At 63.9% G+C, this 20,442-nt stretch carries 19 protein-coding genes and 2 tRNA genes; 16 read left to right on the forward strand and 5 right to left on the reverse strand.

Annotation, left to right across the window (positions count from 1 at the left end; all coding sequences use genetic code 11):
• Positions 1 to 74 precede the first annotated feature (74 nt).
• Positions 75 to 1,025 (forward strand): UDP-N-acetylmuramate dehydrogenase, encoded by a 951-nt coding sequence (gene murB, locus FY258_RS00750; protein ID WP_118102419.1) that lies wholly within the window; start codon positions 75 to 77, stop codon positions 1,023 to 1,025.
• On the opposite strand, the gene FY258_RS00755 is transcribed toward murB, so the two are convergent.
• Positions 1,022 to 2,074, reverse strand: coding sequence for an FAD:protein FMN transferase (locus FY258_RS00755; protein ID WP_118102420.1), 1,053 nt, complete (start codon positions 2,072 to 2,074; stop codon positions 1,022 to 1,024). The genes murB and FY258_RS00755 overlap by 4 nt on opposite strands.
• The gene (locus FY258_RS00760; RefSeq protein ID WP_259324387.1) at positions 2,067 to 2,627 is read right to left on the reverse strand and encodes a Gx transporter family protein; all 561 of its coding nucleotides are present in this window, start codon (positions 2,625 to 2,627) and stop codon (positions 2,067 to 2,069) included. Before FY258_RS00760 ends, FY258_RS00755 begins: the two co-directional genes overlap by 8 nt.
• Positions 2,628 to 2,693: 66 nt before the next feature.
• Here FY258_RS00760 and FY258_RS00765 point away from each other — a divergent pair, with 66 nt between their 5' ends.
• The 5 genes from FY258_RS00765 to mazG are packed head-to-tail and all read left to right on the forward strand — an operon-like array spanning position 2,694 to position 6,796.
• Positions 2,694 to 3,053 carry an arsenate reductase family protein gene (locus FY258_RS00765; protein ID WP_118102422.1) on the forward strand — a complete coding sequence of 120 codons (360 nt, stop codon included), beginning with the start codon at positions 2,694 to 2,696 and terminating at the stop codon, positions 3,051 to 3,053.
• Complete coding sequence (gene larB, locus FY258_RS00770; RefSeq protein ID WP_259324388.1) at positions 3,050 to 3,721, forward strand: nickel pincer cofactor biosynthesis protein LarB; 672 nt, start codon at positions 3,050 to 3,052, stop codon at positions 3,719 to 3,721. The genes FY258_RS00765 and larB overlap by 4 nt, the downstream gene beginning before the upstream one ends.
• Positions 3,722 to 3,726: 5 nt before the next feature.
• Positions 3,727 to 5,268 carry a nickel pincer cofactor biosynthesis protein LarC gene (gene larC, locus FY258_RS00775; protein WP_182279352.1) on the forward strand — a complete coding sequence of 514 codons (1,542 nt, stop codon included), beginning with the start codon at positions 3,727 to 3,729 and terminating at the stop codon, positions 5,266 to 5,268.
• 44 nt (positions 5,269 to 5,312) lie between these two features.
• A complete protein-coding gene (gene yfcE, locus FY258_RS00780) occupies positions 5,313 to 5,876 on the forward strand; it encodes a phosphodiesterase (RefSeq protein ID WP_118102425.1) in 564 nt (187 codons plus the stop codon).
• 53 nt (positions 5,877 to 5,929) lie between these two features.
• Positions 5,930 to 6,796 carry a nucleoside triphosphate pyrophosphohydrolase gene (gene mazG / locus FY258_RS00785; RefSeq protein WP_118102426.1) on the forward strand — a complete coding sequence of 289 codons (867 nt, stop codon included), beginning with the start codon at positions 5,930 to 5,932 and terminating at the stop codon, positions 6,794 to 6,796.
• Here the strand turns inward: mazG and FY258_RS00790 are convergent.
• Together FY258_RS00790 and FY258_RS00795 are read right to left on the reverse strand one after the other, a co-directional pair.
• Positions 6,783 to 7,217 (reverse strand): hypothetical protein, encoded by a 435-nt coding sequence (locus tag FY258_RS00790; RefSeq protein ID WP_182279353.1) that lies wholly within the window; start codon positions 7,215 to 7,217, stop codon positions 6,783 to 6,785. The two genes, mazG and FY258_RS00790, sit on opposite strands and share 14 nt — an antisense overlap.
• Positions 7,218 to 7,268: 51 nt before the next feature.
• Positions 7,269 to 7,760, reverse strand: coding sequence for an HsmA family protein (locus FY258_RS00795; RefSeq protein WP_118102427.1), 492 nt, complete (start codon positions 7,758 to 7,760; stop codon positions 7,269 to 7,271).
• 226 nt (positions 7,761 to 7,986) lie between these two features.
• Between FY258_RS00795 and FY258_RS00800 the strand changes: the two genes are divergently transcribed.
• The 3 genes from FY258_RS00800 (at position 7,987) to FY258_RS00810 (ending at position 10,720) form a co-directional block, all read left to right on the forward strand.
• A complete protein-coding gene (locus FY258_RS00800) occupies positions 7,987 to 8,553 on the forward strand; it encodes a TetR/AcrR family transcriptional regulator (RefSeq protein WP_118102428.1) in 567 nt (188 codons plus the stop codon).
• Between the two features lie 251 nt (positions 8,554 to 8,804).
• A complete protein-coding gene (locus tag FY258_RS00805) occupies positions 8,805 to 9,746 on the forward strand; it encodes an FtsB family cell division protein (RefSeq protein WP_259324389.1) in 942 nt (313 codons plus the stop codon).
• Entirely contained in the window at positions 9,743 to 10,720 is a 978-nt protein-coding gene (locus FY258_RS00810) for a Ppx/GppA phosphatase family protein (protein ID WP_118102429.1), read from the forward strand. The genes FY258_RS00805 and FY258_RS00810 overlap by 4 nt, the downstream gene beginning before the upstream one ends.
• Before the next feature lie 78 nt (positions 10,721 to 10,798).
• Here FY258_RS00810 and FY258_RS00815 read toward each other — a convergent pair.
• A tRNA-Leu gene (locus tag FY258_RS00815) sits at positions 10,799 to 10,883 on the reverse strand.
• A gap of 212 nt (positions 10,884 to 11,095) precedes the next feature.
• On the opposite strand from FY258_RS00815, the gene FY258_RS00820 reads away from it, so the two are divergent.
• The 7 genes from FY258_RS00820 (at position 11,096) to FY258_RS00850 (ending at position 20,402) form a co-directional block, all read left to right on the forward strand.
• Positions 11,096 to 11,182, forward strand: a tRNA-Leu gene (locus FY258_RS00820).
• Between the two features lie 736 nt (positions 11,183 to 11,918).
• On the forward strand, positions 11,919 to 13,688 hold the full coding sequence (locus FY258_RS00825; protein ID WP_118103928.1) for an ABC transporter ATP-binding protein: 1,770 nt from the start codon (positions 11,919 to 11,921) through the stop codon (positions 13,686 to 13,688).
• The gene (locus tag FY258_RS00830; RefSeq protein ID WP_118102430.1) at positions 13,681 to 15,573 is read left to right on the forward strand and encodes an ABC transporter ATP-binding protein; all 1,893 of its coding nucleotides are present in this window, start codon (positions 13,681 to 13,683) and stop codon (positions 15,571 to 15,573) included. Before FY258_RS00825 ends, FY258_RS00830 begins: the two co-directional genes overlap by 8 nt.
• Positions 15,574 to 15,734: 161 nt before the next feature.
• The gene (locus tag FY258_RS00835) at positions 15,735 to 16,997 is read left to right on the forward strand and encodes an MFS transporter (protein ID WP_118102431.1); all 1,263 of its coding nucleotides are present in this window, start codon (positions 15,735 to 15,737) and stop codon (positions 16,995 to 16,997) included.
• A gap of 145 nt (positions 16,998 to 17,142) precedes the next feature.
• Positions 17,143 to 17,748 (forward strand): QueT transporter family protein, encoded by a 606-nt coding sequence (locus tag FY258_RS00840; protein ID WP_118103930.1) that lies wholly within the window; start codon positions 17,143 to 17,145, stop codon positions 17,746 to 17,748.
• A 90-nt stretch (positions 17,749 to 17,838) separates the two neighbouring features.
• A complete protein-coding gene (locus FY258_RS00845) occupies positions 17,839 to 19,023 on the forward strand; it encodes a glycosyltransferase family 2 protein (RefSeq protein WP_118102432.1) in 1,185 nt (394 codons plus the stop codon).
• Entirely contained in the window at positions 19,023 to 20,402 is a 1,380-nt protein-coding gene (locus FY258_RS00850; protein WP_118102433.1) for a histidine kinase, read from the forward strand. Before FY258_RS00845 ends, FY258_RS00850 begins: the two co-directional genes overlap by 1 nt.
• Positions 20,403 to 20,442: the final 40 nt, after the last annotated feature.

The raw sequence follows: 20,442 nt of genomic DNA on the forward strand, positions 1-20,442 counted from the left end.
CCTTTTTGCGTGGCGCAACGGCTGCTCGGGTATAGTGGGGCCAGACTTGTTTTCTACACGGGGGAGGTATCCCGATGCACGAGCATGAGTATGTGAGCGAAGAGATGCTGTGCGTTCTGGCGCAGGTTGCGGGCGAGGACAACGTCCTGATGACCGAGCCTATGAGCGAGCACACCACGTTCAAGATCGGCGGACCGGCCGACGTGTTGGTCACGCCGCGCACGGCGGATGCCCTCGTGCGCGTGCTGGACACTTGCTACGCGGGCGGCGTGCCCGTGACGATCGTGGGCAACGGCTCCGATTTGCTGGTGGGCGACCGCGGTATCCGCGGCGTCGTCGTATTGCTGCGCGACAACTTTGCGGGCATCGAGGTCGACGCGTCCCATTGGCGCGTGACGGCCGAGGCGGGCGCGCTGCTGCGCGACGTGGCGCTCGCCGTTGCTGACGAGGGCCTCTCCGGCATGGAGTCGCTGTGGGGCATCCCTGCCACCGTGGGCGGCGCCTGCTTCATGAACGCCGGCGCCTACGATGGCACGACGGGCGAGGTGCTCGAGTCCGTGCGCGTGTACGTGCCGAGCAAGCACGGCAACCGCGGATCCGTGGTCACGCTCGAGGCGCGCGACCTCAACCTCGGCTACCGCAAGAGCCGCGTGCACGACGACGGTCTCATCGTGATCTCCGCCACGTTCAAGCTCTCGCCCGCATCCGAGGGCATGATCCGCGCCGCCATGGACGACTACCAGCGCCGTCGCGAGGAAAAGCAGCCGCTCGAGATGGCGAGCGCGGGCTCTACGTTCAAACGCCCCGAGGGGTATTTCGCCGGCAAGCTCATCATGGACGCGGGCCTGCGCGGCGCGCGTGTGGGCGATGCACAGGTGAGTGAGAAGCATTGCGGGTTCGTGGTCAACACGGGCCGCGCGAGCGCGAAGGACGTGCTCGGTCTCATCGAGCATGTGCAGTCCGAGGTGAAGTCCCGGTTCGGCGTCGACCTCGAGCCCGAGGTCCGCATGATCGGCGAGTTCTAACGTCCCATTTGAGACGAGAAGTTCGTGAGCTCTTGCCAGCGGGTGGACTCGACGGTCCGGCCGTCTTGCAGGATGAAGTACGCCGCCGTGTCCTCGAGCGCGTCGGCGAGCTCGGTGCCGCGGCGGCTGCCGGCCACGAACAGGGTGGTCGAGAGCGCGTCGGCGGCTGTCGAGGATGGGCTGAGCACGGTGACGCTTGCCACGTCGGTCTGGACGGGCTCGCCGGTGCGCGGGTCGAGGATGTGCCAGTACGTGACGCCGTCTTGTTCGAACACGCGCTCGTACAGGCCGCTCGTCACCAGCGACCCTCCCTGGACGCGTGCGGTGCCCACCACGGTGTCGCCGCCCGGGTCGTTGGGATCGCGGACGCCGGTTTCCCAGGGTTCGCCGTTCGGCTTCTCCCCAAACAGCGCGATATTGCCGCCGAGCGAGAGCACGGCGCCGGTGGCGCTCGTCTCGTCGCGTAGCAGGTCACAGAGGCGGTCGGCCACGTATCCCTTGGCGATGCCGCCCAAGTCGAGCTTGGCCTGCGGGTCGGCGAGGCGCGCGGTGAGCGCTTCCTCGTCAATCTCGATGCAGCGCCAATCCACGTGGGGCAGGGCGCCGGCGATCGCCTCGGGTGCCGGGCGTACGCCCTCGGTGAAATCCCAGAGCGTGGAAACCGCGCCGATCGTGACGTCGAACAGACCGTCCGCCTGCTCGCAATACGTTTTGGCGGCGAGCAGGAGGTCGATGGTGTCGGCGTGCACGCGAACCGCCTCGCCTGCCGCCGCGTTGATGCGGGCGATGTCGGACTTCTCGTCGTAGAGATCGAACAGCGCGTCGAAGTGCGCGCATGCGTCGGCCAGGCGCGCGGGTGCGGCGTCGTCGCCGTAGACGCCGAACGTGCAATAGGTGTCGAAGGCGAAGGTCGATCCGGTGACCGGCTTTGCGGCGGAGGCGTCGGTTCTGGGCTGCGTGCATCCGGAGAGCGCCAGCGCGAGGACCGAGCAGGCGCTGCCACGTATGAGGCTGCGCCGCGAGATCGGCGTGTCCTTTGCCTTATCCATGGAATGCCTCCTGAGGCAGTGCGCGCAGGACGAGCCGGGCGGCAACGCCCACGGCGGCTCCGCACAGTACGCCGGACACGGCGAGCACGGGCATGTTCACGAGCGCGACGCGGCCGGAAAGCAGCACGGCGACGGCGGCGAGCTGCCCCGCGTTATGGGCGAGTCCGCCGAGCACCGATGTGGCGACGGTGGAAAAGGCCCCGCTGCGCACGGCGAGTGCCATGACGGCCCACGACAGCACGCCGCCCGCTAGGGAAAAGACGAGCATCTGCAGGTTGGCGAACAGCAGCGTCGAGGCGATGACCTTGATGAACATGAGGAAGAGCCCCGCTTTTGCGCCCAGACGCTCGAGCGCCATGAGGATCACGATGTTGCCCAGGCCCAGCTTCACGCCGGGTACGGTGACGGGCAGGGGGATGAGCAGTTCGAGGTAGCCGCATACGAGTGCGGCGGCAGTGAGCACGCCGTAGAGCGCGGCGCGCCGTCCGGGCGAGGTCGGCGCCGCGGGCGCCGCGCGTCGTCCGCTATCGGATATGTCAGCTGAGTTTCTCATGCTTGCCATTATACGGGTTGGGTACGCTGTTAGAAGTTTGGCACCCAACACGAGAGGAGAGCCCTCATGGCCGTCCTGTTTATCGAATATCCCAAGTGCACTACCTGCAAAAAGGCAAAGAAATGGCTGGATGAGCATGGCGTCGAGTACGTCGATCGCCATATCGTCGAGGATAATCCCACGGCGGCGGAGCTGGCGGAGTGGCACGAGCGCTCCGGCCTGCCGCTGCGCCGCTTCTTCAACACGAGCGGCATGAAGTACCGCGAGCTCGCCATCAAGGCCAAGCTCGACGCCGGCATGACGGACGAGGAGGCCTATGAGCTGCTCGCCACCGACGGCATGCTGGTCAAGCGCCCCCTGATCGTTGCGGACAACGTCGTTTTGACGGGCTTCAAGGAGGACGCCTGGGCGGAGGCGCTTCTGTGATCGATCTGGGCTACGCGTGCGTTGATGACGAGCGGGCCGGTCGCACGGGCGTCTCCGAGGTCATCTACGGCGCGGGCAAAACGGCCGTTCAGATAGCGGGCATCGTCGAGGCGATGCGCGCGAACGGCCAGGAGCGCGTCCTCATCACGCGGCTCGATGCGGCAAAGGCCGCCGAGCTCAAGGACCTTGGCTGCGCGTTCGCGTATGACGAGACGGCGCGCTGCGGCGTGGTCGGCGGCCTGCCCGGGCCCGATGGCAACGGCGAGATCTTGGTGCTTACCGCCGGGACGAGCGATTTGCCCGTCGCCGAGGAGGCAGCGCTTACCGCCCGCTTTTTGGGCAATCGCGTGCACGCGGTACATGACGTGGGCGTGGCGGGGATTCATCGCCTGCTCGCGCATGTCGAGGAGATCTCCCGCGCGCAGGTGATCATCGCTGTCGCTGGCATGGAGGGGGCGCTGCCGAGCGTGGTTGGCGGTCTGGCGCGGTGCCCGGTGATCGCGGTGCCCACGAGTGTGGGCTACGGTGCGAACTTCGAGGGTGTGACCGCGCTGCTCGCCATGTTGAACAGCTGCGCGAGCGGCGTATCCGTCGTGAACATCGACAACGGGTTTGGAGCTGGGTTCCAAGCTTCGCTCATCAATCATCTGCCTGGTAGGGAGGCATAAGCTACATGGTGAATGAGAAGGGGATGTCCTCATCGGCGGATGGCACCGCTGGCAACGCCGCTGGCCACGGCCGCACGTTGTGGCTCGACTGCCAGGCCGGCGTCGCGGGTGATATGCTCGTTGCTGCCTTGATCGATGCGGCCGAGGACTCGGAGGCGGCCGAGCGAGCCGTGCGCGCGGCGCTGGCGGCTCTGCCGGTCGAGGGATTCTCCCTCGAGGTGGGACGTGTGCCCAAGGCGGGCATTTCGTGCCTGGACTTCAATGTGGTGCTGGACGAGGCGCATGAGAACCACGACCACGACATGGCGTACCTGCATGGGCACGAGCATGCGTGCGAGGGTGGCCACGGCCACATCCACGGCCGGGAGGGCGGGTGCGGCCACGACCATTGCGACGGCCACCGCCATGGGGGTCATCACCACCATGCCGGCCACGCCCACGACCACGCCCACGGCCATGCTCACGATCATGCGGGAGACGGCGCCCACGACCACGCCCATCGCAACCTCGCCGACATCCTCGCCATCATCGAGGCCGCTCCGCTCACTCCCGGGGCCGCCGCATTCGCCCGCCGCGCCTTTGGCATTCTCGCCGAGGCTGAGGCCGAAGCCCACGGCCTGCCGGTCGAGCAGGTGCACTTCCACGAGGTGGGCGCGGTCGATTCGATCGCGGATATCGTGGCGGTGGCGGTTCTCGTCGATCTGATTGGCATCGAGCGCGCAATCGTGCCCGTACTCGTCGAGGGGCGCGGAACCGTGCGCTGCCAGCACGGTGTCATGCCCGTGCCGGTTCCGGCGACGGTGGGCGTGTGCCGCGCGCACGGTCTGCCGCTTGCTCCTTGCGAGGTCGAGGGTGAGTTGGTAACACCCACGGGCGCCGCCCTGGTGGCGGCGCTCAACCCCGAGTTCGTGCTTCCGGAGCGTTACGTCGTGGCGAGCGTGGGCCTCGGTGCCGGCAAGCGCGCCTACGAACGGCCGTCCATCCTTCGGGCGATGCTGATCGAGCCGCTGAGTGGGCCCGCGGCCCCATCGCCTCGCGGGCACCGCGGTGCCGAGGGCGAAGATACCCTTGCCGAGCCCCTGCCCTCGTCTCGGCCCGCACCCCTCTCGAGCGAGACGCAGCCCCCGACCACGGTATGCAAGCTCGAGTGCGATCTGGATGACATGACACCCGAGCAGATGGCTTACGCCGCCGAGCGGCTGTCCGAGGCCGGTGCGCGCGAGGTCCATTGGGTGCCGGTCGTTGCCAAGAAGGGCCGCCCCGCCTACGAGCTGCAAGTTCTGTGTGAGCCGCAGGAGGCTGTGGCCATCGAGGCCGTGGTTTTCCGCGAGACGAGCACACTCGGTATCCGTCGTTGCATCATGGACCGCACGGTGCTGCCGCGTCGCCTCGAGGTGCGCCACACCGCGTTCGGCCCCATCTCCGTAAAGATCGCCATGCTGCCCGATGGGACCGAGCGCGCGACTCCCGAGTACGAGGATTGTGCCGCGGCGGCTCGGGCGGCTGGCGTTTCGCTGGCAACCGTGATGGGCGCGGCCCTCGGCTAGGGCCCGCATCGGCGCGGCGCACGTCCGCGCGGAGAGGATTCACCATGAAATTCGTCATCGCCTCTGACATCCACGGGTCGGCGTACTGGACCGAGCGCCTGATGGAGGTCATCGAGTGCGAGCGGCCCGACCGCGTGCTGCTCTTGGGCGACTTGCTCTACCACGGCCCGCGTAACGACCTCCCGCGCGATTACGCTCCCAAACGCGTAATCGAGCTGCTCAACGGTCTGGCCGCGACCGGGCGCCTCATCGCCGTGCGCGGCAATTGCGAGGCCGAGGTCGATCAGATGGTGCTCGCCTTCCCCTGCATGTCCGACAGTGCCGTGGTTTTGGACAACGACGGCCGCGAGCTGTTCTGCACTCATGGGCATATTTTTGGCGCGGGCAAGCACAACAGCACGGATCGCGTGCCACAGCTCCCGGCAGGTTCGGCGTTGCTGTTCGGCCACACGCATATCAAGGTGAATGAGGAGAGCGCGGGCCATCCCGGCCTGTGGCTGTTCAACCCCGGCAGCGTATCGATTCCCAAGGACGGGTCGAACAGCTGCGGCATCTACGAGAGCGGGCTTCCTATCGACGAGGCCTTCCGCCACATCACCCTGGACTAATCTCAATTTGTACCTGTCCCCAATTGAGACGTCAGAGCGAAGGAGCATAAGACATGGGTTCATGGACCGAGACCGGGTCGTCGAGTCTGGCGAGCATCACGCGCGACGCCTCGACGCTTTCCGACGCGCGCGAGGAGATGCAATCCCTCGTTGAGACGATCTGGCGCCTGCGCCAGCCCGATGGTTGCCCTTGGGATCGCAAACAGACCCACGAGAGCATCGGCAAGAACATGATTGAGGAGGCCTACGAGGCGCTGGACTGCATCGAAGCCGGCGATGAGGCGCACTTGCGCGAGGAGCTCGGAGATGTGCTCATGCAAGTGGTGTTGCACGCCCAGATCGCGGCAGACGCCGGCGCCTTTACGATGGCCGACGTCGCACGCGACATCAACGACAAGCTCATCCGTCGCCACCCTCATGTGTTTGGAGAACGCAGCGCCGATTCCGCCGACGAGGTGCTCGCCATTTGGGACAGCGTCAAGCTTGCCGAGAAGGGCGCCAAGGACGCCGATGCGGCGGAGGCCGGCGAGCGTCCAGAGGGCCTGCTCGAGGGCGTTCCGCGGTCGTTACCGGCGCTCATGGAGGCTCAGAAGGTCTCGCGCAAGGCGGCTTCTGCGGGCTTTGAGTGGGAGACCGTCGCAGACGTATGGGACAAAGTGGCCGAGGAGCGCGCGGAGTTTGAGGCGGAGGTGCCCGGCACTGCCGAGCGCGAGCTCGAGTTCGGTGACCTGCTCTTCGCATTGGTGAACGTGGCCCGCAAGGAGGGTATCGACGCCGAGAGCGCGCTGCGTGCGAGCACGGCGAAGTTCCGCGGGCGTTGGGCCGCGATGGAAAACGCCGCCTATGAGGGTGGGGTTGCCCTGGAGTCTCTTACGACCGAGCAGCTCAATTCGCTGTGGGACAAGGTCAAGCGCGGGTAACGCGGACCTCGCGTAGCCACATGCGGGCGAAGCGCAGGCCGGCGAGCGCCAGCGCGCACCCGAGGCCGGTGTAGAACACCGCGATGAACCCTTCGGGGGCGAGGCCGAACGCGCGGATCGAAATTCCGCCCGTCATCATGACCGCCATGATCACAAAGGCCGGTACATCGAAGAACTTGAGGAAGAAATGACGTTCCTCCTCATAGCCGGTGATGCGTGCGGTGTGCTTCACCACGAGTTTGCCGAAAATGAAGGACCAGAACACGATGCCCACAACCGCGCTCAGGACGACGTTGAGCAAGGTGAGGTGTCCGGCGGCGTAGGCCTCGAGGCCGATGCGGGCGATGTTCACGCCGGCCGCGAGCCAGACGATGCTGGCGATGAGCAGCAGCGTGTTCTTGTGAACGCTCAGGTATTTCATGATGTGCCTCCTGACGAATAGATGGGACGGGGCGTCCGGAACGTGCACGCCTTAGGAAAGCTTGGCCGGACGGAACACGAGCGTGGCGGCGATGGCCGCTACCACGAGGCTCGCAATTACGGCAGGGACCGTGCCGAGCTTGATCATGGGGATGCCGACGAGCATGCCGATGACATAGGGTACGAGCCAGGCGACCCATACGGCGGCGCTCAGGCGATGGAAGGTGCGCTCGCGTTTGAGGGCGGCAGCACCACCGCGCTTGCCCTGAAAATAGACGAGCGTCGCCCAGCCGGCATGGAAGAGCATGAGCAGGATCGCGGCGAGCCCGGTGATGCCGTGGATCGCGGGGGCGGCCTCGGCGCTGGTGCGGGCCATGATGGACATCAGGGTGGTGCCGGTGGTGTCACAGGCCAGACCGATCCAGAACAAGATGACGTGCGACCCGCGCAGGCTTCCGTCGGCCCGTTCTTTGAAGACGCCGATGGTGTAGAGGACGAGTGCGCCTGTGATGGCGAGGCTGGCGAACATGAGCATGGGGGACATACGTCCTTCCTTTCCACGAGTAAAATGCGCGTTGTTCGCATATAATATGAACAACGTTCATCTGAACAATGTTCATGTTAGGGTTCGAGGAAGGGTCGGGCAAGAAACAACGGCCGATTTCCGGATTCACCCTGAACGTTTCACGAGCTTGTTCAGCTGGCGGAATTGCCTGTCATAAGGGGTGCGGTCGGGCGATGCCTGGGAAACGTGAGGAAAGGAGCCCGTCATGGGGAATAGGAAAGCCATTACCAAAGAGCAGATCATCGACGTCGCGTACGAGAAAGCCCAACGGGAGGGCCTTTCCTCCTTGAGCGTTCGCGCGGTCGCCGAAGCGTGTGGTGTGGCAACTGGAACCATGTACAACCACATCCCCGACATCGCCGAATTGCGCACCGAGGTGCTGAGGCGTTTTTGGCGAGAGGCGCTGAGCGGAGCGGACCTGGACCAGTGCGCCCGCGAGGCGGGTTCGGCGTTAGATTATTGCCGCAAGCTCACGGGGACGCTCGCGGAATCACTGCGTGGTTTTCGAAGCGCATGGCTGCGGGACGCGGGTGTGGCCGATGGTCGCACGCGTCAGCGCGCCGCCGAGGCCGAGCGTGCCTGCCTACAGGACATCCAGCTCACCGTGCGCCATGCGTTTGAGCGCGATGCGGCGATCTCGGAGCGCGCCCGCGCCGAGATCGACATGGGCAAGGTGGCCGAATTCGTGTGGGCGGCGATGCTCATGGGCATTAAGCGCGACGACTCCTCGTGCGAGACGCTTTTTGCGCTGGTCGAGCTTGCCCTCTATTAGTTTCTCTTTCTATTAGCTCGTCTCTTGTATGGAGGCGCGACCGCTTGATACGGGCGGCGGGTGAACCCTGCGCGGTTGCACCCGCAGGCGCTCCCTCGCCGCCCCGCTGGAGCGGTGACTTTGGCGGGGCGCGCGTCCCGCCGAACGTGCTCCGTCGCAGCAACCACAAAGCCTGCACCCCTGCCAGGGCGCGCCGTGCGATAATGGACAGCGCATAAGCGCACATACACCTTCAATCACACAAGGCGCCCATGGCTATCTCTTCTTCGAACAAAGCATCTTCCGCCCGCATGGGCGATCCCGATAAGACCGGTGATCTGTCCGCCGCTGCCGCCGCTGCCGCAGCGGCCCCGTCCAAGCCGCACAAACGCTCAGCCCGCGGTAGCGATGTGGTCAAGCGCGAGAAGCAGGAGCGCCGCGCCGCTCGCAAACAGGCCGCGACCGCCCCGCGCTCCACGCGTAAGTCGGTTGCCGGCGCTCCGGTTGCGAACGGCTCCCCGCGCGCGAAAGGCGGCAAGGCGCCGCGCCCGGCCCAACAGGATCTCATGCGCTACGCTTCGGACAACGCGGTGGTGCGGTGGCTCTACGCCCTGACCACCGGCCCGCGCCGCTATCTCTTTTATGGCGCTGTGGTCGCGCTGGTGCTGGTGGGGATTTACGGCCCGGTAAAGGATTTCTACATCGCGCGTCGCACGGTGATGATCCTCGAGGAGCAGACCGCGATTCGCAAGGAGTACAACGAGACTCTCGGCGACGAGGTTGGCAGCCTCATGTCCCAGGAGGGCATCGAGGACACGGCGCGCAAAGACTTGGGCATGGTAATGCCCGGCGAGCAGACCATCACCGTCGAGGGCTTGGACAGCGAGGGCAATCCGGTTGTGGTCGATCCTAGCAAGCCCGCCGAGGAGGGCGAGGGCGCTTCGGGCGAGGCGTCTGCCGAGGACCCCGCCAAAGCCGAAGCGGATAAGGATGCCCAGCCGCTGAAGGGTGCCGACGCTGCGAACAAGGACAAGACCGGGTCGAGCGCCGCTGCGGTCGACCCTTCGAAAAAGCCGATGACCTCTGCGGAGGTCGAGGCCGCCGAGCGCGCCGTGTTGGAGAACTCCCCCTGGTATTGGAAGGTGCTCGACGTGCTTTTCGGGTTTGACGGCGCGAAGGGCATGGCCGTGGTCTCGACGGGGGAGAAGGAGTGAGCACGGTGAAGATCGCCGCTATCGACTTGGGAACGGTGTCCTCTCGTTTGCTGTGCGCCGAGATGAGCAACGGTCAAATCACGGCATCGACCAAGCGCACCATCATTACCGATCTGGGTGAGCGGGTGGACGCTGCCGGTGTCTTTGCCCCCGCCGCGATCGACCGCGTTGTGCAGGCCTGCGCCGAATTCGTCCGCGAGGCGCGAGAGTTCGGTGCTCAACACATGTGCTGCACGCTGACGAGCGCTGCCCGCGATGTGTCCAATGGCAATGAGCTGCTGGATCGCTTACGAGATCTCGGGCTTGTTCCGCAGGTCATCCCTGGTGAGGTTGAGGCGCGCTTGACGTTTTACGGCGTTGCGCACGACTTTGCAGGAGAGCGCATTGCCGTGGCCGATTCCGGCGGCGGGTCGACGGAGCTGGTGGTTGGGCGCGCATCCGATGGGGGCCTGGAGCTCGATTGCGCCGAGTCGCTCAACATCGGATGCCGTCGTGTGACTGAGCGCTTCTTCTCAAGTGTTCCGCCGAGTGCCGACGAGTTGGACAAGGCCGCGGCATGGGCGCGCGCGCAGTTCGAGCCCTATTGGGCGGGACTTGCCAACCGCCCGGAGCGGCTTGTCGCCGTGGGCGGCACCGTGACCACGCTTGTTGCGATGGTCCACGAGCTCGCGGTGTACGATTCGCATTTCGTGCATCTGCGAGATTTGACGATCGAGCAGGTCGAGGACGGTATCGATCGGATGAGAAGCCTCACCGTTGAGCAAATTGCGCAGCTTCCGGGCATCCAGGCCAAGCGCGCGCCGGTGATCTTGGCGGGTGCGATCGTAGTGCGCGAGCTCATGCGCGCCGGCGGGTACGGTCGCCTGACGGTGAGTGAGAACAGCCTGCTTGCAGGTGCGGCGGCAACGATTTACGAGGCAGCTGTAAGCGGTCGCACCGCCATCGGTCGGATTCCCGAGCTATCAAGTTGGTAACCGAGCTATTCAGTTTGTAATCGAGCTATCCAGTTGGTAAACAAGTAAGCCCTCCGTAGCCGGAGGGCTTTTTCATCATGGTAGAGGCGGTGGGACTCGAACCCACAATCCCGAAGGCCGAAGATTTTAAGTCTCCTGCGTATGCCAATTCCGCCACGCCTCCATAGGGGAGAAGTGTACCATGCGCGGGTGCCGCCTGCTGCCCTGTTCGCACTCGCTCAGAATGTGGCCACGTTCATAGGGGGCATCCCTGGCAATCGATGCGCTCGCGTGGCCTGCCGGCGCGGTTGGGGGTTGTATCGAAGCGCCCGGTGAGAAAAAATGAAAAAAAAGTTCTTGCCCGTCCTCGCGTCTTTCACTATTATTGGAAATCACGCGGGCGTGGCGGAATTGGCAGACGCGTATGGTTCAGGTCCATATGGGGGCAACCCCGTGAAGGTTCAAGTCCTTTCGCCCGCACCACTGATTGAGAGAGCCCCAGCAATGGGGCTTTTTTCATGCCCTGATTCGGTGCCCGACGCGCGCGATGCTCGATGCGTACGCCCATTCAACGATGCTGGCCGTCGGGGGCGCTGGAGAGCGTTGCGTCCCACCTGGCGCGTGTCTGATCTGGGCGTCATTGTCGCCCTACGGCCCTCGTTTTCCGCAAATGAATAAAAATCAATGTTTCGCCATGCACAATGAATAAGTTTTTGCGAATGACGGAAATCACTTCGTGCGTTTTCGGCGTTGTGGTCAAAATACCCTGATTGTGCGCTGAATTTCGCTTCCAGAATTGGCCGGAAGCTCGAAAAGGAGGGCAATGGTCTACCGAGGGGGCCATATTGCCGAGCGCTTGCGTTGACAGTTGAGCAAAATGCCAGGTTTCGGACGAATCCATTTTTATGCACGGCTTTGAGGCCCTTCTTTTCGGCGCACTATCAGGGTATTTTGACCACTTCCGGAAAAACGAATAAAAACAGACCCCCTATTGGATGGCATTCGCTGCTCGAGAGCCCGCGCGCCTGCCGTGTGCGCCTTGGTGTCTGCTATGTGCGCCCGTGCACCTGCCATGTACGCCTTGTTGGGTGCGACGTATTTTCACAGGCAATTAATCGGGAGCTGATAATCGGCAGAGTAGAATACGGGGCGTTGGCCCGTGTTGGCGTTTGACCGGGCCTCCTTGGATGGAAACGCCTTCGATTTGGGAATGTCCTGCATGATCGAACTGCTTAAGCGATTCTGTAAGCCCTTTCGCCTCGAGTGCATCCTCGGGCCCCTCAGCAAGCTGATCGAGGTCGTGTTCGACCTGATCACCCCTCTCGTGGTGATGCGGATGATCGACCGCGGAGTGGGCGGCCGCAGTGTGGAGGCCGTGCTCGCATACGGCGGTTTGCTTGTGCTCATGGCGTGCGCGGGCTTCGTTTTTACGCTTGTCTGCCAAAAAATGGCGTCTCGTGCTTCACAGGGCATGGGAACCGACATGCGAAACGCCTTGTTCGAGCGCGTCAATGCCCTGTCCTATGCCGAGATCGACCGTTTCGGTACGCCATCGCTCATCACCCGTATCACCAACGACGTCAATCAGGTTCAGCTTGCCATCGCTTTGGGCGTGCGCCAGCTCACGCGTTGGCCGCTGCTCTCGGTGGGTTCGATGATCGCCGCGATGGCCATCGACGCGAAGCTGAGCATCATCTTCTTTATCTCAATGCCACTCATCGGCGGCATCTTCTGGCTCGTGATGGCCCGCTGCGTCCCGTATTTCAAGCGCATGCAGCAAAAGCTCGATCGCATCGGCCTGGTTACGCGCGAGGGTCTGTCGGGCGTTCGTGTCGTGCGCGCATTTGTACGGGAGAGTCACGAGCGCGAGCGCTTCCGTCGTGCGGCGGATGAGCAGGCAGACATTGCCATCGCCGTTGGAAAGCTCTCCTGTGTGCTCAACCCCGCGACGTTTCTCGTGATGAATCTCGCCATCTGCGCGATTCTGTGGGTGGGAGGTCTGCAGGTGAATGTCGGCGCTCTCACGCAGGGCGAGGTGATGGCGTTCGTCAACTACATGACGCAGACTTTGCTGTCGATCGTCTATGTCGCCAACCTGGTGGTGGTGTTCACCAAGGCGGGCGCGAGCGCCGGGCGCATCCTGGAGGTGCTCGACTGCGAGCCGGGAATTCGTTCGGGGGCCGATGCGGCGACTGAGCCGGATGAGCGTGCGGAATTCGCCATCGCCCTGCGCGATGCCAGCTTCGCGTATCCCGGGAGCATGGTGAACGCCGTCGATCATGTGACGCTTGAATTGCCTCGGGGCGGGACGCTCGGGATCATTGGAGGCACCGGCTCGGGCAAATCAACACTCGTGAGCCTCGTTCCGCGTCTTCACGAAGTGACGAGCGGCTCCGTCGAGGTGCTTGGACGTGATGTACGGGCCTGGGACCTTGATGCGCTTCGCCGCCAGGTGGGCTTTGTGCCGCAGAAGGCCGAGTTGGTGAGTGGGACGATACGCTCGAACCTGACGTGGCGCGATCCTTCCGCCACGGACGCCGATCTGTGGTCCGCACTTGAGACGGCGCAGGCGCGCGAGTTTGTGGCCGCGCTTCCCCAGGGGCTCGACGCGCCGGTTGAGGCGGGCGGCAAGAATTTCTCGGGCGGGCAGCGGCAACGCCTGACCATCGCCCGCGCGCTGGTGGGCAGCCCTCGGATCATCGTCATGGATGATTCGGCTTCGGCACTCGACTTCAAGACCGATGCCTCCCTACGCGCGGCGATTAGGGGGCTCGCGTGCGCGAAGGGCGCGCCGTGCGGGGACCCGACCACGGTAATTGTGAGTCAGCGCGTGTCCTCGGTGCGTGACGCCGACCTCATCTGCGTGATGCGGCATGGTTCGGCCGTGGGCGTGGGCACGCATGAAGAGCTGCTGGGCAGCTGCGATATCTACCGCGAAATCTGTGCGTCCCAACTTGGGATTGGGGAGGGGGCGACGTCTCATGCCTAATCCGTACGCATCCACGGCCGGCGCGGCTACCATCACTGCCGCAGTTGCCGGCAACGAAAGTCTGAATGAGATGAAGGGGCCGTCCGGCCCCGATCGCGACCCGGTTTCGGGCGCAAGGATGTCGGCGGCTCAGGTCACGCGTCGCTTACTGGCATATGTTCGTCCGCACCGAATGACGCTGGTTGCCGCGTTTGCAAGCTCGGCGGCGAGCGTGGTGCTGCAGCTCTACACGCCGATTCTCATCGGCCGCGGCATCGACATGATTCTGGGCGCGGGCCGGGTTGATTTTGTCGCGCTCATTCCGCTGCTGATCGAGCTCGCGACGGTGGTTGTTGCGGGCGCCTTGCTGCAGTGGCTGCAGGGCGTGTGCGTGAACCGCGTGTCTTATGTTACCGTGCGCGACCTGCGCGTCGAGGCCAACGACAAGCTCACGCGGGTCCCGTTGTCGCTCGTGGATTCGCATGCCCATGGCGACCTCATTTCACGCGTGGTCAATGATGTCGACCAGGTGGGTGACGGCCTGCTCCAGGGGTTGAACCAGCTCTTCAACGGCGTGGTTACCGTGCTCGCGACCCTTGTTTTCATGCTGGCGACTTCGCTGCCCATGGCGCTCGTGGTGGTGCTCGCAACTCCGTTTTCCATGCTCGCGGCTAGTGCCATGGCGCGCTTGTCGGGCAAGAGCTTCACTGCGCAGATGCGCATCCAGGGTGGGCTTTCGGCGTATATCGAAGAGTACGTCGGGGCACAGCGCCTGGTGAGCGCGTTTGCGTATGGCGACCGGGCATGTGAGGGGTTCTCGGCCATCAACAGCGAGCTCTATACGGCGGGCGAGCGCGCGCAGTTTTTAAGCTCGCTCTCCAATCCGGGAACCCGCTTTGTAAACAACATCATCTACGCTGCAGTGGCCGTGGCGGGGTTCGTCGGCGTGATCACCGGCTTCCCCGCCCCGCTTACTGTGGGCGAGGTCCAGATCTTCCTGTCCTATGCGAACCAGTACACCAAGCCGTTCAACGAAATCTCGGCGGTGGTGACGCAGATTCAGGGCGCATATGCCTCGGCGCGCCGTGTCTTCACGCTGCTTGATGCCGTTGAGGACGTGCCGGATGCGGAAGATGCGGTCGAGTTGGACGTGCATACGGCAGGCCCGGCTGCTGCGGCGGGCGATGTCGTGTTTGACCATGTTGATTTTTCCTACGTCGAAGAGCATCCCGTGCTGCGAGACATCTGCCTGCACGCGCGCCCTGGCATGCGTATGGCGCTTGTAGGCCCCACTGGGTGCGGCAAGACGACTCTCATAAATCTGCTCCTGCGCTTTTACGACGTGGACGCGGGCGAGATTCGCATCGATGGGGTGCCCATCGAGTTGTACACCCGCGAGAGCCTGCGCCGGTCGTTCGGCATGGTGCTGCAGGATAGCTGGCTGTTCGAGGGCACCGTGCGCGACAACATAGCCTACGGCTGTCCGAGCGCCACGCGCGAGGAGGTCGAGCGGGCCGCCCGTCGCGCTCATGCCGACGCGTTCGTGCGCGCTCTGCCCCATGGCTACGACACGGTGCTTCCCGAGGATGGCGGCTCGCTGTCGCAAGGTCAGCGACAGCTGCTGTGCATCGCTCGCGTCATGCTTGCCGACCCGGCGATACTGCTGCTCGATGAGGCTACGAGTTCCATCGATACGCGTACCGAGCTCCAGGTCCAAGCCGCGTTCGATGAGCTTATGAAGGGCCGTACGAGCTTTGTGGTCGCGCATCGCCTGAGCACGATCCGAAACGCCGATTGCATTTTGGTCATGAGGGACGGCCGCATCGTCGAGAGCGGCACGCATGACGAGCTTCTCGCTGCGGGAGGGTTCTACGCCACGCTTTACAGCAGTCAATTCGCCCAGTAGTTGCAGTTTGTACTTGTCCCCAAGTGAGACCCCAAGTGAGGCCCGTTGCGCTGCCTTGCGACCGTTTGGCCGAATACTTACCGAGCCTTAACGCGGCGTGCCGTATCATTACGATACTTGCTTAAAGCAGCGTTAGGAAACCGACGGGGAGGGCCGCTGTCATGGCACTCAAATACACCAAGATGGAGCGCAACTGGGTTATGTACGACGTGGGCAATTCCGCCCTCGTCTTGCTGAACACCGCTGTCGTGCCCATCTACTTCAACGCCATCAACACCGGCGCGCACCCGGCGGAGCTGGTGACCGCCTGGGCCAATGCCCAGACGGTCGCCTCGCTCGTGGTGGCCCTGCTCATGCCCATCCTGGGTTCGCTGGCCGATTATGCGGGCAATAAGATCAAGTTCTTCACGGGCTTTTTCTTCACCGGCGTCATCTTGTGCATGGTCGAGGCCATCCCCATGGGGGCGCTGCCGTTCTTGGTGGTGTATGTGCTGTGCACCATCGGCCTCAACTCGTCGATGACGTTTTACGACGCCATGCTCACCGACGTCACCACCGATGAGCGCATGGATGCGGTGTCGAGCTCCGGTTTTGCCTGGGGCTACGTTGGCTCCACCATCCCGTTCATGGTGTGCATCGCCCTGATCTTCGCCGGCCCGGGCATACTCGGCCTGGATACCCTCACCTGCACGCGCATCTGCTTCATCATCACCGCCCTGTGGTGGCTCGCCTTCACCATTCCGCTGCTGCGCACGTATCAGCAGCGCTTTGGCAAGGAGCGCGACGAGGGCGTGAACGGCGTGGCCCACAACATCAAGAACACGTTCAAGGGCCTGGCCGATACCATGCGCAGCATCATGCACGACCGCGTGCTGCTCGTCTTCATGGTCGCGTTCTTCTTCTACATCGACGGCGTCCACACGGTCATCTCCATGGCCACCAGCTACGGAGCCGCTCTTGGCATCGACTCCACCCAGCTCGTACTGGCGCTTCTCGTCACGCAGTTCGTGGCTTTCCCCTCGGCGATCATCTACGGAAAGCTCGCCGGCCGCGTGGGCACCTTGCGCATGATCATCGTCGCGGTGGCGGCCTATGTGGGCATCGTGCTGTTTGCCGCCTTCTTCCTCAAGTCCGCTGTGGAGTTTTGGATCCTGGCCATCATGGTGGGCATGTTCCAGGGCGGCGTTCAGGCGCTTTCTCGCAGCTACTTCGGGCGCCTCATCCCCAAGGAGCGCTCCAACGAGTATTACGGCTTCTTTGATATTTTCGGACGTTACGCATCCGTCATGGGCACTCTGCTAGTATCTGTCGTGACCTCGCTCACGCACGATCCTTCTTTAGGAGTGCTTTCCATCGGGATCTTGCTGGTAGTGGGTTTGGTCATGCTAGTAAAGCTCTCCCGCATGCAGGAGGCGCGCGTCTAAGTGCCTGCCTGTGCCTCGCGCCGTCCGGTTCGGGGGATGACATCGGTCACCTTTGCGGAGGGCTTTGCGAGCAACAGCAAAGCCCTCCGATTCTTTGAAGGTGATGAAGAACATGGAACAGAACAGTAAGAACGCCCCTTCCGTCATGACGGGTGAGGCTCCCGTGCGCTCGCGTGACACGCATTACATCGCGCGCGTGGGCATGATTGCGGCCGTGTATGCCGCCGCCACGCTTGTCACGGTGATGTTTTTGGGCAGTCTCGCCTGGGGCCCGATCCAGTTCCGCGTGAGCGAAGCCCTGTGCGTCTTGGCCCTGTTCACGCCTGCGGCCGTTCCAGGGCTTACCCTGGGCTGCGCCATCGCCAATATCGCCAACATCGCCCTGTCCGGTACGGGCATGCTCGGCATGCTCGATGTGGTGTTCGGCTCCCTCGCCACATTCGTTGGCGCGTCCTTCACCTGGAAGCTGCGCCGCCGCCCGGCGATCGCGCTCATGGGCCCGGTGCTGGCCAACGCCCTCATCGTTCCGGCGTATCTTCCTCTGCTGCTGCAGGGGATCGGCTTTTACACCATTCCCTTCACGTCCATCTCGCTAGATGGTACCTATCCGCTTATGTATCTCTTCGGGTTGGTGACCACGGGGCTGGGTGAAGCGGTTATCATGTATCTGTTGGGGTATCCGCTTGCCCGTTCGCTGGCAAAAACGCCGCTTATCAAGCGTGAACTCGCGCAAACGGGTACAAACAGGTAATAGCTGCGGGAGTTCGCTCGCACCGCGCGCCGCGAATCGGCGCGCGATTACAGGCGCTTCCGCTCGAGATGTTGGCCGAGGGGAGGGCGCATGAATCCAACCATCGTGATACCGAGCTATTGGGCGGGCGATTCCGCCGATCTCGAATCGCCGGGGGCGTATGATCACGCTTCCGAGGTGGGCTCCGCGCGCCCCGAGCTCGATCGCTGCCTGGCTTCCCTCGAGCAGGTCAGGAACATCGGCCGCATCATCGTGCTGCTCGTCTGCCCCCAGCAGCTCACGGAGCGCATCGCCGAGCGCGTCCGCGGAATCATCGAGGACCATCCCTCACTCGAGGTGACGCTCGTCACCAACCGCGAGGCCTCGGTCATCATGGACCGTGTCGCCGCGATCGCGCCCAAGGTGCGTGGCGAGGGCGTGTCCCTGCGCGGCTACGGCGCCATCCGCAACATGGGTTTGGTCTGCGCCGCCATTCTTGGCCATGACGCCGTGGTGTTCTTGGACGACGACGAAGTGGTGCTCGCCCCCGATTTCTTGGAGAAGGCCCTGTACGGCTTGGGGCATGAGACGCGCCAGCGCCTGCCCATCCTCGCCAAGAGCGGCTACTTTTACAACGAGGCTGGCTCGCCCCTGGCCGACACCACGAAGAAGAACGGTCTCACCAATCGCTGGTGGACCAAGCGCATCGAGTTCAACCGTTGGATGGAGCGCGCCCTTTCGGGCACGCGCATCTCGCGTTCGAATTACGTGTGCGGCGGTTGCTTTGTCGTGCACGCGCGGGCGTTTCGCCGCGTGTCCTTCGACCCGTTCATCACCCGCGGTGAGGACCTGGACTTCCTGTTCAACATGCGCCTTGCCGGTATGGACGTGTGGTTCGACAACGCCTGGGTGGTCAAGCATCTGCCACCCCACCAGGCCGAGCATGCGCCGCGATTCATGCAAAACGTGTACCGTTGGTACTACGAGCGCGCCAAGCTCGCCAGCGCCGCGCGCCGACCCGACATCACATCGGTCACGGCCGCCTCGCTCATGCCTTATCCGGGTCCGTGGATCTCGGATGGGCTGGACGACCGCGTGCGCAAGACCGCGCTGGTCCGCGCCCTGTTCACCCGTGAGCATCGCGGATATTGGCGCATCTATCGCCATGGGATAGACGAGGCGCGCGAGCATGCGCGCGTGCATCAAGATGATTATCTGCGCTTTGTGAGCTTCTGGCCGAGTATCGTGGCAGGTCTCGCGGGCGACGAGGGGCTGCGTGCCCTGTTGGAGCCTTAATGAACAAGCAAGATACGCGGGCGAGTGCCCGAATCGCCGCCGGTGCGCGCGGCCTGGCCCCTGTCGATGCGCTTTCCGCCATGCGCCTGTTGAGCGCGATGGCGATTTTCGTGCTGGTCTGCCTGTTCGGCTACGCTATCCTCACGGGTGTCGAATCGATCACGACCCTCGCGGCGCTCACGCTGCTTGTGATCTTGGTCCTCGCGTTCATCTACGCGTTCCTCACGCCTGACACGTTGCGCTCCCAGTACACCGAGCAGACGCTTGCCGTCGCGTCCGAGATGCTCGAGGACATCACCTGCGGCCTCACGCCCGAGAGCGCCGAGCAGATCTGCCGCCGCCTGCTGCCGCATACCCGTGCGATGACCATCGCCGTCACCGACCGCGAGGTCGTCCTCGCTTGCGTGGGCGAGCTCTCTGAGGATTTTCCGGCGGGGTCGTCCATTCACACCCCCGCCACGCGCTATGTCATCGATCACGGCATCGCCCAGTCCTTCACCAACGTGATGGACGTGCGCGGCGAGCAAGGACGCCGCCGCCACATCCCGGCGGGCATCATCGCGCCGCTCATGGTGCGCGGGCAGGCCGTGGGAACGCTCAAGTTCTATTTCCGCTCCCCGCGCCACGTCAACCGCACCCAGTATGCGCTGGCATCGGGTTTTGCCGAGCTGCTTTCCACCCAGCTCACGGTGCATGAGCTCGAGCGCCAGTCCGAGCTCACCGCCCGCGCCGAGATCCGTGCGCTGCAAGCCCAGATCAATCCGCATTTCCTGTTCAACACGCTGAACACCATCGCGGCGCTCACCCGTACCGAGCCCCTGCGAGCTCGCGAGCTCCTGCGCGAGTTCTCCCAGTTCTATCGCGCCACGCTCGAGAACTCCGGTCAACTCATTCCCGTCAAGCGAGAGATCGCCCAGACGCTGCGTTATCTGAAGTTCGAGAAGGCTCGCTTTGGCGAGGACCGTATCGTCGTGACCGCCAACGTGGACGAGGACGCGGAGGACATGCAGATCCCCGCGTTCGTCATCCAGCCGCTGGTGGAGAACGCCGTGCGCCATGCCATGCCCGATGAGGGGCCGCTCGGTATTTCCATCACCGTGGCCATGGCGGGGGACCGCGCGGTGTCCATCGAGGTCGCCGACGATGGCGTGGGCATGGACGAGCAGACCGCCATGCGCTTGTTCGACCAATCGGTGACGCCCCCCGACCCCAATGCGCCCCAGGGCGGTGGCGCGGGCGTTGCCATGCACAACATATCTGAGCGCATCAAGCGCTTCTACGGGCCCAACTCGCGCACGAGCGTCGAGTCCGAGCCCGGACATGGAACCGCCGTTCGTCTGCATCTCGATCTTGAGGGTAGTATGTACGACGAGGGGTAGAATGGGTACGAGACCGTACGGACGGCGTCTGCGCCGGGTC

This window comes from Collinsella intestinalis, from assembly GCF_902364775.2.
Taxonomy (GTDB): Bacteria; Actinomycetota; Coriobacteriia; order Coriobacteriales; family Coriobacteriaceae; genus Collinsella.